The organism is Marinobacter litoralis (assembly GCF_003336705.1).
Taxonomy (GTDB): Bacteria; Pseudomonadota; Gammaproteobacteria; order Pseudomonadales; family Oleiphilaceae; genus Marinobacter; species Marinobacter litoralis.
Window position 1 is genome coordinate 794811 of sequence record NZ_QMDL01000002.1, and the last position, 12613, is coordinate 807423.

Sequence of the window (12613 nt, forward strand, 5' to 3'; positions counted from 1 at the left end):
ACCCTTGCCACCGCTTCGCTAAACTGAGCACTTTCAAATTCAGTTTAGTGGAGCTCTGGCATGTATCGTGACCGCCTGATCGCAACGGAAGTGCATACGAAAAATGCACACAGGCTTAAACGTCTACTGCTCGAATACCACGATTTTCGCCAGCTCAAATCCAACCATCCGCAGCAAGAGGACACTCTCAAACTAGCGGACTGGCAAGCCGAACGACTGAAAACCACTCACCAGGACCTCTATCGACACCCGGGCTATCACACGGGGCTGGAATTCCTGCTGTCTGACCTCTACGCACCGGCCGGTATGACCCGGCGAGACGACAACGTTGACCGGATTTTCCCGAAGATGGTGAAGTGGCTGCCCGACCACCTGCTTGGCACTTTTTCCGGGCTGGTAGAGCTGAACTTGGTCACCCAAAGCCTCGACCTCGATCTGGCCGAGTGGTTTCATGAAAACGGCCGTGATGCCGAACACATTACCGCAGAAGACTGGTGTGAAGGCTACCGCGCCAGCGGCCAGTTAGAGATTCGAAAACGCCAATTGGAACTGGTCTCGATCACCGGCCAGCAGATGGATCGCTACGTACGTAATCGCAGCTTAGGGTGGTTACTGTCGATGACCCGAGGTGCCGCAGAAAGAGCAGAATTGGCCGACCTGCACGGATTTATACACCGTGGCTATACGGCCTTCCGGAAAATGGACAAAGTGGACGTGCTGATAGAACGATTGATCAGCAGGGAAAAGCGGGTAATGGAAAACGTACTGGCAGGCCACCCGGAGCCTTTCTCGCTGTCGGGTGACCTGTAATCAGACCTACGCGTTTGTGATCTGGTCCAGCTGAGCGTGGATTTCCTGCTCGATGCGGGACTTGAAGGGCCGAAGCATCAAACCCAATTCCAAGTGAATATGCAGATCAGACTCCGCAATGTTGAGCTGGCCTTTCACGCCGCTGCGCTTGAACTTGAGTTGATCGCCTTCCCACAAATAATTCACATCAAATTTCTGCGACAGGTCTTTGGCCAGGGTTTCGGCCGCATCGCGAGCGTGTTCTTTGTCCAGGTCATGGGCACGGTGGATATCGATAACAGACATGAATCAGTTTTCTCAGCTATTTGGAAACGGTTTTACAGTGTAAGCCGGTAATAAACTTGTAGCCAACACCTCAACGGTTAGAATACAGCATTCAGATTCTGACAGGACAATCTCCCATGAGCGAGCAGCAAACGCCAGGCACCCCCGGCAACAGCCAGGACGAAGTGACCCATTTCGGCTTCCGTAACGTGCCGAAGAGCCAGAAAGCAAGCCAGGTGGCCGAGGTTTTCCACAGCGTCGCAGGCAAGTACGACCTCATGAACGACTTGATGTCTATGGGCATCCATCGCTTGTGGAAGCGCTTCACCATTGAATTGAGTGGTGTTCGCCCCGGCCACCAGGTACTGGATATTGCCGGCGGCACCGGCGACCTCACCATGAAGTTTTCCGATCTGGTGGGACCATCGGGCAAAGTGGTTCTGGCCGACATCAATGCGTCCATGTTGCAGGTTGGCCGCAGCCGCCTGACCGATCGTGGCTACGCCGGCAACATCGAGTACGTTCAGGCAGATGCCGAACACCTGCCGTTCCCGGACAACAGTTTCAACGCCGTGTCCATCGCCTTCGGTCTGCGCAACGTCACCGATAAAGATCAGGCCTTGCGCGACATGACCCGTACCCTGAAGCCGGGCGGCAAACTGATGGTGCTGGAGTTCTCCAAACCCACCAATCCGCTGCTAAGCAAGGCCTACGACACCTACTCATTCAGTGCTCTACCACTGATGGGGCAACTCTTTGCCGGTGACAGCGAAAGCTACAAGTACCTGGCCGAGTCCATCCGTATGCACCCGGACCAGGACACCCTGAAGGGCATGATGGAAGACGCAGGTCTGGTGAACTGCAAGTACTACAACATGACCGGCGGCATTGTCGCACTTCACGTGGGAATTAAACCCTGATGTTCCCCGGCCCCACGCTCTTGTCGGCGGCCAGCGCCATTGTCGAGACGGCCTTGAACCGGGCGCTGGCTTTGGACCCAAGCGGTCGTGATGCGTTGCTCAAGGCTTTGGTAGGGCCCGTGCAATTCAACATCACCGCCCCGTTCGCCACCAGCTGGACCTTGGCCCGGGTCGGTGACCAGGTGCAGGTGCGCAGCCAGCCGGACGACCAGGCCGTGCTCAGCATTTCCGGCAAACCGGTTGCTTTTGCCGCACTGGCGTTGGGCGACGATCGGGTATTCGCAGACGAGCGGCTTCGGGTGGCCGGTGACACAGCCTTGGCGCATCAACTGCAACGAGCAATGGACCAACTCGAACCCGATTGGGAAGCGGCGATGGCCCGGCACATTGGCGACGTGCCGGCCCACTTGCTGGGCAGAAGCATCCGCAACGCCGTGCAGTGGAGCCGCAACGCGTTCAACACCATGAACGCCAACATCGAAGAATACCTGCACGAAGAAAGCCGTGCCCTGCCCGGGCGCCGCGAACTGGAAGCCACTTTTGCGGACATCGACGAGCTCAACCTGCGCGCCGAACGTCTGGAAGCCCGCCTGAACCAACTGGAACTGTCTGGTAGCGATACCGATACGGAGAACCTGTGACACGCCTGCAACGCCTGTTCCGAATTGCCTGGGTATTTTGCCGCTATCGGCTCGACACCTTCCTGCCCCTGGCGGAACTGCCCGCGCCTCTGAAGATCTTCTTTTTATTGGCCCCCTGGCACCTGTTCCCTCAGCCCAAACTGAGCCGAGGTGACCGTTTACGCCTGGCGCTGGAAGAATTAGGGCCGGTATTTGTCAAATTCGGCCAGATTTTGTCTACCCGGCGAGATTTGTTGCCAGACGACATGGCCGCATCCCTCAAACAGCTACAGGATCGAGTTCCCCCCTTCCCCAGCGATCAGGCCCGGGGCATCATCGAACACTCGCTCGGCGCACCTGTATCGGAACTGTTCGCCGAATTCGGCGCAGACCCCATGGCCTCCGCTTCGGTGGCGCAGGTACACCCGGCAACCTTACGCACTGGCCAGCAAGTGGTGGTCAAAGTACTTCGCCCGGGCATCGAAAAGGTCATTCGCCAAGACTTGGCGCTGATGTACCTGATGGCCGGTTTGCTGGAAAAGTACTGGTCCGAAGGTAAACGCCTGCACCCGGTCGAGGTGGTTGCCGATTACGACGCCACCATCCACGACGAGCTGGACCTGCAGCGGGAAGCCGCCAACGCCAGCCAATTGCGCCGCAACTTCGAGAATTCGCCGCTGATCTATATCCCGTTTATTGATTGGGATTTCACCAGCAAATCCGTACTGGTGATGGAGCGCATCCACGGCATCCCGATTGCCGATGTCGAATCACTAAAAGCCGCTGGCGTGAATATGAAAGTTCTGGCCGAAAAAGGCGTGGAGATCTTCTTCACCCAGGTGTTCCGTGACAGTTTCTTTCATGCCGACATGCACCCGGGCAACATCTTCGTTGACGTAACCAACCCTGCCGACCCCAAATACATCGCCATCGACTTCGGCATCGTTGGCACTCTGGCTCCGGACGATCAAAGCTATCTCGCCCGCAACCTGCTTGCGTTCTTCCGCCGCGATTACCGTCAGGTTGCCCAGCTGCACATCCAGTCCGGTTGGGTGCCGCCCGAAACCCGCATTAACGAATTTGAGGCGGCAATCCGCACCGTGTGCGAGCCTATTTTCGAGAAACCACTCAAAGACATCTCGTTCGGGCATTTCCTCTTGCGCCTGTTCCAGACCGCCCGGCGTTTCGATATGGAGGTTCAGCCACAGCTGGTTCTGCTGCAAAAGACCCTACTCAACGTAGAAGGGCTAGGCCGCCAACTGTACCCAGATCTCGACTTATGGAGCACCGCCCAGCCGTTCCTTGAAAACTGGATGCGTAAGCGGATTGGCCCGTCCGGCCTGATCAAGACCCTGCAGACTCACTTACCGTCCTGGCTGGAGCAGTCTCCGGAAATGCCGCAACTGGTTCACGATGCCCTGCTGCAACTGCGTAGCGCCGGCCCGACTGAACAACAGAATCAGGACACTTTGGCCCTGCTACGTGAACAGCAGCGAAAAACCGACCGCCGTTGGCGCCGCGGCATCATCGCACTGGCACTGGTCGGCGTTGCCATAGCCGGAACTCAGCCGGGAGCCACGGAATGGGCCCAGAACGTACCGCTGTGGTCGTGGGCATTGTTCGCAACCGCCGGCGCGCTTGTACTTCGGGGCAGCCGTTAATCATGACCATCGCCAGCAACCACTGAGTCAATCATGGATACCCAGACCCATTTTTCTCCCTGTGGACGCTACCGTTATGCCCTCAGCAAGGTCTGGGACGCAGACAAGCCGAGCGTGATGATTGTCGGGCTGAACCCATCGAAAACCGACGACAACCCCACCATTACCCGCTGCACCAATTTCGCTCAAAGCTGGGGCTTTGGCGGCGTTCACGTCACCAACCTGTTTGCCTTTCGCGCCGCTACGCCCGATGAACTGATAACGGCATCCGAACCGATTGGCAAAGAAAACGATGAGTGGCTGACTCGGTGCGCACAGAAATCAGGACTGACGGTTGCTGCCTGGGGTAATTATGGCTCTCACCTGAAACGCTCAGATCAGGTAAAACGACTGCTTCCGGACCTTCACTACATCCAGATGAACAAGTCGGGCGAACCCGCTCATCCCTTGTACTTGAAGGCCAGTCTTATGCCTGTAAAACTACCCGTGCAACATCGATGATGCGGACTGACTCTCGTGTCCTTTGCTCTAGCACCTACCCTGTTCAGGATTCATCGAAATGAAAGATTTAGCAGATAATCTCGGTCCCTCCAGCTGGTTGGACGACATCCTCTGGACCGAAGACGGCCTGGTACCCGCCATTGCCCAAGACGCCGAAACCGGCGACATTCTGATGATGGCCTGGATGAACCGGGAATCCCTTCAGCTCACCGTTGAGGAAGGTCAGGCGGTTTACTGGTCACGTTCCCGTGGCAAGCTCTGGCGCAAGGGCGAAAGTTCAGGGCACCAGCAGGTACTCAAAGACATCCGCCTGGACTGCGATGCCGATGTCGTTTTGCTGAAAGTGGAGCAAAAAGGCGGCATTGCCTGTCATACTGGCCGTAGAAGCTGTTTTTACCGAACTCTAAAAGATGGCGAGTGGGTCAGTGCCGAGCCGGTATTGAAGGACCCAGACGCGATTTATGGCAGCCATTAAGGAGCAAAACACTGTGAGTGATGTACTGGAACGTTTGGCAGAGGTACTCGAGGCCCGCAAAGACGCCGCCCCTGACACTTCCTATGTAGCCAGCCTGCACGCCAAGGGCCTGAACAAGATTTTGGAGAAGGTGGGCGAAGAGTGCACCGAAACCCTGTTGGCCGCGAAAGACGCGGAACACTCCGGGGACACCCAAGACGTGATCTACGAAACCGCCGACCTGTGGTTTCACACCATGGTGATGCTGTCTCGCCTTGGCTTAAGCCCGAAAGACGTGACCGACGAACTGGCTCGCCGCTTCGATCTATCCGGTTTGGAAGAAAAAGCGTCACGACAATCATAAAGGAGTACCCCTAAGGAGTATTTCCGCCCCTGGTTGTCATTGGCGTACAATATGAACAACAGAAACCATTGAACGAGGACCCCCTCATGGGTATCAGTATCTGGCAACTTCTTATCGTACTCGGCATCGTTATTTTGCTGTTTGGAACCAAGAAACTCCGGAACATCGGCACCGATCTCGGTGGCGCTATTCGTGGTTTCAAGAAATCCATGAGTGACGAAGACGAAAAACCGAGCGAAGCAGACACCTTGGAAAGCCAAAAGGCCGAACAAGCTCAGGCTGACGCGAAAACTCAGGAAAAGCAAAAGAGCTGAGCACCACCTGAATGTTCGATATTGGCTTTGTTGAGCTTCTCATCTGCGGCATCATCGCACTGCTCGTCCTCGGTCCCGAGCGGCTACCTTCGGCTGCCCGAACGGCTGGCCGATGGGTCGGCGGTGCCCGCCGTATGGTCAGGCAATTCACCTCAGAGCTGGACCGCGAACTGAAAGCGGAAGAACTGCGGGAACAACTGCGTAAAGCCGGTGATGTGGGTTTGGAGGATGTCGAGAAGACCGTAAAAGGTGCGCTGGACGAGGCGAAAAAATACGAACACATGATTTTGCCGGAAAATAGTCCGGGCAAAACCAAACCCGCGCAATCTGAAAGCTCCATCTCGAACGACCAGTCAAGCAGCAACACAGACCAAACCTCAGGGAATTCGCCGGAAAGCCGTTCATGAGTTCATCACCCGAAGGCCAACAAGCGCCAGAAATGCCTCTGATCGAGCATTTGCTTGAGCTGCGCAACCGATTGCTGAAAATGGTACTGGCAGTCATTATCTGCTTTGCCGTGATTTACCCCTTTGCCAACGACCTTTATCTGCTTCTGTCGCAACCTTTGCGGGACCTGCTGCCCGAAGGCCAGATGATGATCGCCACAGACATCACCTCGCCCTTTTTCGCACCTCTGAAGCTGGCCTTGGTATTGGCGGTTTTTGCCGCCATCCCCATCATTCTTTATCAGCTCTGGAGTTTTGTCGCGCCGGGGCTTTATGCGCACGAAAAACGGCTGGCGTTCCCGTTGCTGTTTACCTCGGTCATCCTGTTTTATGGCGGCGCCACCTTCGCCTATTTTGTAGTCTTCCCGCTGGTTTTCGGCTTTTTTACCGCCATCGGGCCGGAAGGCATCATCGAATTACCGGATATTGCCAGCTATCTGAACTTCATCCTTAAGATGTTCTTCGCCTTCGGTGTGGCCTTCGAGATACCCATTGCCACGGTGCTACTGATTCTCACGGGCGCGACCACACCCAACGATCTGGCAGCCAAGCGCCCTTACGTCGTGGTGGCCTGCTTCATCATCGGCATGCTGCTAACACCGCCTGACATCATTTCACAGACCCTGTTAGCGGTCCCTATGTGGATTTTGTTCGAGTTCGGCATCTTGTTCGGTCGCCTGGCATACAAAGAACGACAGGACACCGACGAGGAAGAACTGGGCAGCCAATGAACCTGGCCTTACTGTTTGACGAAGACTTTGTTGATTCCGACCGCGCCTTGCTGCGCGGTCGCCGCTTAGAGCACCTGAAAACCGTACTTAAATCTGCGACCGGCCACCGCATCGCTGTGGGCCGCGTGAACGGCGCTATGGGCTATGGCGAAGTTCTTCGCCTCACCGATACCGAAGCCGAGCTACAGGTCACCCTGGGGCAGCCCGCGCCCACTCCGCTGCCCCTGACCCTGATTCTCGCTATGCCCCGCCCCAAGATGCTCCGGCGCACCCTGCAAACCTGCGCCTCGCTTGGGGTTAAAGACATCTGGCTGATCAATAGCTATAAGGTGGAAAAAAGCTTCTGGCAAACGCCTTGGCTGTCGGAGGAGAATCTGCGGGAAAACCTGACACTGGGGCTGGAGCAATCCAAAGACACCCTGATGCCAAAGGTGCACATTCGCAAACTGTTCAAACCCTTCGTCGAAGATGAGTTACCGGCACTCCTGAGCGGAAAACGGGCGTTGGTTGCCCATCCGGGCACAGCGATCCCCTGCCCGACCCACCTGAATGAACCGGCAGCGTTGTGCATCGGTCCAGAAGGTGGTTTTACCGATTACGAAGTCAGAAAACTGGAGGAAGCGGGCTGCCAAAGCGTGCACCTTGGCCCCCGGATTCTTCGGGTGGAAACGGCGGTTCCGGTGCTGGTCAGCCGCCTGTTCGATGCCTGCCTTTAAGCGTTTCGTTTTTGCCAAAGCTTAATAACCGGCGTAAGCGCGGCCACTAATAAGCCTCCCGCGATTAACCCGAACAGTCCATCACCCAAGGTCGGTATCAAAACAGCACCAAGGCCGCCTACCTCGGCCGCGAATCCTCGAATGGCCTCGTAAACCGGCGTTATGCCGTGTGTGAGAATACCGCCGCCCACCAAAAACATGGCAATGGTGCCAACAATGGTCAGGGTCCTCATCATATAAGGCGCCAACCACAGTATGCCGTCACCAATACGCTGAAGGACCGCCGAGTCTCGCTGACTCAGATACAGCCCTCCGTCGTCAATTTTAACGATACCCGCCACCAAGCCGTATACCAGTACGGTAACCATCACCGCGACAACCGAAAGCACGGCAAACTGCATCCCAAGACTTTTCTCGGCCACGATGCCTAAGGTGATCGCAATAATTTCGGCGGAAAGGATGAAATCGGTACGAATAGCGCCTTTGATTTTTTCCCGTTCGACTTCTTTCAGATTAGCCTCGGGATTCTTCAGGGCTTCCCGAAGATTTTCTTTGTGCGCCTGCTCCTCCTTGCCGTGCAGGAATTTGTGGGCGACTTTTTCAAAGCCCTCAAAACACAAAAAAGCACCACCCAGCATCAAAAGCGGAATAACCAACCACGGAAGGAAAAAACTGATCGCCACGGCAGCCGGTACAAGAATGCATTTGTTCAGCATCGAGCCTTTGGCAACCGCCCAAATCACTGGCAATTCCCGAGCGGGTTTCACACCAGCGACTTGCTGAGCGTTGAGCGCCAGATCATCCCCCAGCACGCCTGCGGTTTTCTTGCCAGCAACCTTGGTCATCAAGGCCACATCGTCCAACATCGTCGCGATGTCATCGAGAAGGGTAAGAAGGCTGGCGCCTGCCATAAACAATTCCTTTGTCTGTTGGGGTCGAATTCGATCAGAAAAGTTTACGGAATAGTCTGTGGCAGCGCTACCCGTCGATCCCCATAGCTTCAGCAGCGATACGGTTTTTTAGCGGCGCCAGCTTATCGAACCAGCGCATGCCGGCATTACGCAGCCAGCGGATGGGCAACTCATCCCGGGCAAAAAGCTGTTTGAAGCCTTCCATCGCCGCCATCATCGTAAGGTTCTCCCCTTTGCGGCGACGCTGGTACCGTGCCAGCACCAGTTCGTCGTTCGGGGTCAGGCCAAGCTCCCTGGCGCGCTCCAGTTCTTCCAGCAGAACCCGAATATCGCCGTAGCCGAGGTTCGCACCCTGTCCCGCCAGCGGGTGAATGGTGTGAGCGGCATCGCCAACCAAAGCCAGGCCATCGGTTACATAATCTTTGGCGTGGCGTTGGCGCAGTGGAAAGGCAAATCGTTTGGACACTTCCAATACCTCACCCAGCTCCCCCTCAATCGCCGCTTCGAGCTCTTTTCTAAAGCTGTCTGCATCGAGCGCCATCAGTCGGCGGGCTTCGTCGGTATCCTGCGACCAAACGAACGAGCAGAAATGCTCATCGCCGGTTTCGTTAGTCAAAGGTAAGAAGGCCAGTGGCCCGGTTGGGGTAAAACTTTGCCAAGCCGTGAAGCGATGCGACTGGCCGGTGCGAACCGTGCCTACAATGGCTTGCTGATCGTAATCCCACTCCCGGGTGGCCAGCCCACTCCACTGGCGCAGGCGGGACATAGCGCCATCGGCTCCCACCACCAAATCGGCAGCCAGCAGGCGCCCGTCTTCCAGCTGAACACCTTCAGCGCGAACCCAACCTTGCACCCGCACGCCGTCAATCACGGTCACGCTGCTCTCGGCCACGCATTCGAACAAGGCTCGAACAATGTTCCGGTTTTCCACAATCGTTCCTAGCGAACGTGCATGGAGTTCGGCGGCATCGAAGTGAATTCGACCGGTGCCGTCGCCGTCCCAGACGATCATTTCACGGTAGCCGCAATGGCGACCAGCCTGCACCCGAGACCAGGCACCCAAGCTTTTCAGTAAGCGCTCGCTGGCCAGCGAAATCGCGCTCACTCTTGGTTCAAAACTTTCAACGTCAGCCGCGGCTTTCGAGCTCTCCAGCAAGCTTTCAACCGGGGCCCCTTCAACCAGCCCGACCTTCCAACCCTGTCGGGCTAATCCCAGCGCCAAGGCTGAGCCAATCATGCCGCCACCGACCACCAGAATGTCGAAACGCGGTGCTCCAGACTCATGGCTCATAACGGGCACTCTCCTCGGTGGCTTTGACGGATGGCATCACGGGCTTGCGACCTCCGGTACCCATTGCTTTACGGGCAAACCAGCGCTTGGCGGCAGGCACCAGATCCAACCCCACCAAACCCGCATCACGGGCCAGCGCCAAAGGTGGCAAGGATTGTCCGAACACCCGGATCAGTGAATCCGAAAACTGCACGGTTTGCTGCCAATCCTGACGATGGCGGCGCTGATACTCGCTCAGCACCGACAGCGAGCCGATCGAGACACCTTCATCGGTCGCCATGCGAAACTGCTCCACCAAAGCCATCAATCCCCGCAATGCAAGGTTAAAGCCCTGCCCCGCGACCGGGTGCAACGCATGGGCTGCGTTCCCCACCAGAACCACGCCCGGGCGAACCGCTTCGTCCACGGTGGTCAGTTTCAAGGGGTAGTGATTGCATTGGCCAATGCGGGTGATGCGCCCCAAACGCCAGCCGAAGCGGTCTTGCAGGGAACGGCACTTGTCCTCGTCCGTCTGCTCAAGCAACGCGTCCAGAGCATGGTCGTCCAAGGTCCAGACCAACGCAGAATCGTGTCCGGCGCGAGCCGGTGAGCCTTGGGGCAACATGGCCATAGGGCCGGACTTGGTGAAGCGTTCAAAGGCTGTGAACTGGTGAGCCTCGCTGGTGGTTACGTTTGCAATCAAGGCATTCTGGCCGTAATCCACTGTACGCGGCTGAAAACCCAACTTTTCCCGCAATCCGGAACGGCCACCATCGGCCACCACCAAGCACTGGCCGGTTAGTTGCTGCTCTTCGCCGTCTTTACGAATGCTGACCCGCACACCTTGGTTGAGCGGCATCATATCCACCACTTCAGCCGGTGCTTCCCAGCGAACGTTGGCCGCCAGCAACGCGCGCATCAGGCAAAGCCCCATCCAACGATTGTCCGCCACATAACCCAAAGCTTCCTGATGATGGTCTTTGGCATGCAGCCGGGTTGCGCCGAACCGACCACGGTCCGAGACATGAATGTGTTGAATCGGCGTGGCGTGTTCAGAAAGCTCCGACCAAAGCCCCAGCTCTTCAAAAATAACCCGGGAACCCCACGCCAGAGCGGTCGAACGAGCGTCATAACTGGGCTGGTAATCTTCTGGCAGCGCATCTGGCGACAGCGGAAAACTTTCGACCACCGTCACCCGAAGTTCCGGCACCACGCGCGCCACGGCCAGCGCCAGGGTCGCGCCAGCCAGGCCCCCGCCGGCAATAATCAGATCGGTATCCATTCGGGCTTCGGTCACAGGGTCAGTCCGCCATCAGGGCTTCAATGTCGGCCACGGTTTTCGGTACGCCGTCAGTCAATACGCGGCAACCGTCTTTGGTCACCACCACATCGTCTTCAATTCGAATACCAATACCGCGCCATTTTTCGTCAACATCGGTGTTGTCCGGCGAGATGTAAAGGCCCGGCTCAACCGTCAGCGCCATGCCCGGCTCCAGCTCGCGCCAGGCATCACCTACTTTGTAATCACCCACATCATGAACATCCAGCCCCAGCCAATGGCCAGTCCGGTGCATGAAAAACGGTTTATAGGCCTCTTCAGAAATCGCTTCGTCCACACTGCCCGACAGCAGGCCAAGATCAATCAACCCTTGAGTCAACACCTTCAGCGCCGCTTCGTGGGAATGATTCCAGTGATTGCCCGGGCGAACTGCATCAATGGCGGCGTACTGAGCGGCCAGAACCACCTCATAGAGAGCTTTCTGTTCCGGGCTGAACTTACCGCTAACCGGGAAGGTGCGGGTAATGTCCGAGGCGTAGCAATCAAGTTCGCAACCGGCATCAATCAAGACCAGATCCCCGTCTTTCAGAGGCGCGCTGTTCTCGATGTAATGCAAAATGCAGCCGTTTGAGCCACTACCCACGATGGACGGGTACGCTGTTGAACGGGCTCCGTGATCCATAAAAGTACGAATCAGCTCGGCTTCAAGGTTGTATTCATAACCGCCCTTACGAGCACGTTTCATCGCGTTGCAATGCGCCTCGGCACTGATTTCGGCAGCTTTCGCCATCACCTTCACTTCGCCGGCGCTTTTGTACAGGCGCAAGTCGTGCAGCAGGTGTTCAAGGGCCACAAACTCACCGGGAGGATGCGCGCCCGCCCGCACTTTGCTGCGGATCACTTTGACCCAGTCCATTACCCGGGTATCGAAAGCATCGTCTTTGCCCAGCGGGTAATAAACCCGGCTTCGGCCTTCAATCATGCCCGGCAAGATGTCATCGATATCGGCAATCGGGAAGGCATCATCCAGGCCGTAACGCTCGATAGCGCCTTCGGGACCGACGAGAAAACCGTCCCAAAGCTCCTTTTCAGGGTTTCGCTCTTTACAGAACAGCACGGCTTCGCCGTGTTCGCGCCCCGGAATCAAAGCCAGCACGGCTTCCGGTTCGCCAAAACCGGTCAGGTACTGAAAATCGCTGTCCTGGCGGAACGGATGAAGCACATCCCGATTTCGGACCCGCTCCGGCGCTGCTGGCAAGATCGCAATGCTGTCCGGTGCCATCAACCCCATTAACTTACGACGGCGCTCAGCGAACTCTTTGGTCGAAATCGATACAGCCATGATGCCTCCT

At 56.8% G+C, this 12613-nt stretch carries 16 protein-coding genes; 11 read left to right on the plus strand and 5 right to left on the minus strand.

All coding sequences use genetic code 11. The annotated features are described in order from the left end of the window. Positions 1-60: 60 nt before the first annotated feature. The gene (locus DOQ08_RS09240; protein WP_114334599.1) at positions 61-810 is read left to right on the plus strand and encodes an FFLEELY motif protein; all 750 of its coding nucleotides are present in this window, start codon (positions 61-63) and stop codon (positions 808-810) included. 6 nt (positions 811-816) lie between these two features. On the opposite strand, the gene DOQ08_RS09245 is transcribed toward DOQ08_RS09240, so the two are convergent. After that, on the minus strand, positions 817-1095 hold the full coding sequence (locus tag DOQ08_RS09245) for a polyhydroxyalkanoic acid system family protein (RefSeq protein WP_114334600.1): 279 nt from the start codon (positions 1093-1095) through the stop codon (positions 817-819). A 116-nt stretch (positions 1096-1211) separates the two neighbouring features. On the opposite strand from DOQ08_RS09245, the gene ubiE reads away from it, so the two are divergent. The 10 genes from ubiE (at position 1212) to DOQ08_RS09295 (ending at position 7801) form a co-directional block, all read left to right on the plus strand. Beyond that, positions 1212-1994 carry a bifunctional demethylmenaquinone methyltransferase/2-methoxy-6-polyprenyl-1,4-benzoquinol methylase UbiE gene (gene ubiE / locus DOQ08_RS09250; RefSeq protein WP_114334601.1) on the plus strand — a complete coding sequence of 261 codons (783 nt, stop codon included), beginning with the start codon at positions 1212-1214 and terminating at the stop codon, positions 1992-1994. Beyond that, positions 1994-2635 carry a ubiquinone biosynthesis accessory factor UbiJ gene (locus DOQ08_RS09255; protein ID WP_114334602.1) on the plus strand — a complete coding sequence of 214 codons (642 nt, stop codon included), beginning with the start codon at positions 1994-1996 and terminating at the stop codon, positions 2633-2635. The genes ubiE and DOQ08_RS09255 overlap by 1 nt, the downstream gene beginning before the upstream one ends. Further along, on the plus strand, positions 2632-4275 hold the full coding sequence (ubiB, locus tag DOQ08_RS09260) for a ubiquinone biosynthesis regulatory protein kinase UbiB (protein ID WP_114334603.1): 1644 nt from the start codon (positions 2632-2634) through the stop codon (positions 4273-4275). The genes DOQ08_RS09255 and ubiB overlap by 4 nt, the downstream gene beginning before the upstream one ends. A gap of 33 nt (positions 4276-4308) precedes the next feature. After that, entirely contained in the window at positions 4309-4776 is a 468-nt protein-coding gene (locus DOQ08_RS09265) for a DUF1643 domain-containing protein (protein WP_114334604.1), read from the plus strand. A gap of 58 nt (positions 4777-4834) precedes the next feature. Then, positions 4835-5251, plus strand: coding sequence for a phosphoribosyl-AMP cyclohydrolase (gene hisI, locus DOQ08_RS09270; RefSeq protein ID WP_114334605.1), 417 nt, complete (start codon positions 4835-4837; stop codon positions 5249-5251). 13 nt (positions 5252-5264) lie between these two features. Then, positions 5265-5594, plus strand: coding sequence for a phosphoribosyl-ATP diphosphatase (locus DOQ08_RS09275; protein ID WP_114334747.1), 330 nt, complete (start codon positions 5265-5267; stop codon positions 5592-5594). A gap of 86 nt (positions 5595-5680) precedes the next feature. Then, positions 5681-5908 (plus strand): Sec-independent protein translocase subunit TatA, encoded by a 228-nt coding sequence (tatA, locus tag DOQ08_RS09280; protein ID WP_114334606.1) that lies wholly within the window; start codon positions 5681-5683, stop codon positions 5906-5908. Positions 5909-5919: 11 nt separating this feature from the next. After that, positions 5920-6315: a Sec-independent protein translocase protein TatB gene (gene tatB / locus DOQ08_RS09285; protein WP_114334607.1), complete on the plus strand. Its 396-nt coding sequence runs from the start codon at positions 5920-5922 to the stop codon at positions 6313-6315. Then, positions 6312-7085, plus strand: a complete 774-nt coding sequence (tatC, locus tag DOQ08_RS09290; protein WP_114334608.1) for a twin-arginine translocase subunit TatC — start codon at positions 6312-6314, stop codon at positions 7083-7085. The genes tatB and tatC overlap by 4 nt, the downstream gene beginning before the upstream one ends. Next, positions 7082-7801, plus strand: a complete 720-nt coding sequence (locus tag DOQ08_RS09295) for a 16S rRNA (uracil(1498)-N(3))-methyltransferase (protein ID WP_114334609.1) — start codon at positions 7082-7084, stop codon at positions 7799-7801. Before tatC ends, DOQ08_RS09295 begins: the two co-directional genes overlap by 4 nt. On the opposite strand, the gene DOQ08_RS09300 is transcribed toward DOQ08_RS09295, so the two are convergent. The 4 genes from DOQ08_RS09300 to pepP all read right to left on the minus strand — a co-directional run bounded on the left by DOQ08_RS09300 (position 7798) and on the right by pepP (position 12603). Then, complete coding sequence (locus DOQ08_RS09300) at positions 7798-8712, minus strand: DUF808 domain-containing protein (protein WP_114334610.1); 915 nt, start codon at positions 8710-8712, stop codon at positions 7798-7800. The genes DOQ08_RS09295 and DOQ08_RS09300 overlap by 4 nt on opposite strands. Positions 8713-8779: 67 nt before the next feature. Then, positions 8780-10003 (minus strand): FAD-dependent oxidoreductase, encoded by a 1224-nt coding sequence (locus DOQ08_RS09305; RefSeq protein ID WP_114334611.1) that lies wholly within the window; start codon positions 10001-10003, stop codon positions 8780-8782. Next, the gene (gene ubiH, locus DOQ08_RS09310; protein WP_114334748.1) at positions 9993-11264 is read right to left on the minus strand and encodes a 2-octaprenyl-6-methoxyphenyl hydroxylase; all 1272 of its coding nucleotides are present in this window, start codon (positions 11262-11264) and stop codon (positions 9993-9995) included. Before ubiH ends, DOQ08_RS09305 begins: the two co-directional genes overlap by 11 nt. Before the next feature lie 19 nt (positions 11265-11283). Next, a complete protein-coding gene (gene pepP / locus DOQ08_RS09315; RefSeq protein ID WP_114334612.1) occupies positions 11284-12603 on the minus strand; it encodes a Xaa-Pro aminopeptidase in 1320 nt (439 codons plus the stop codon). Between the last annotated feature and the right edge of the window lie 10 nt (positions 12604-12613).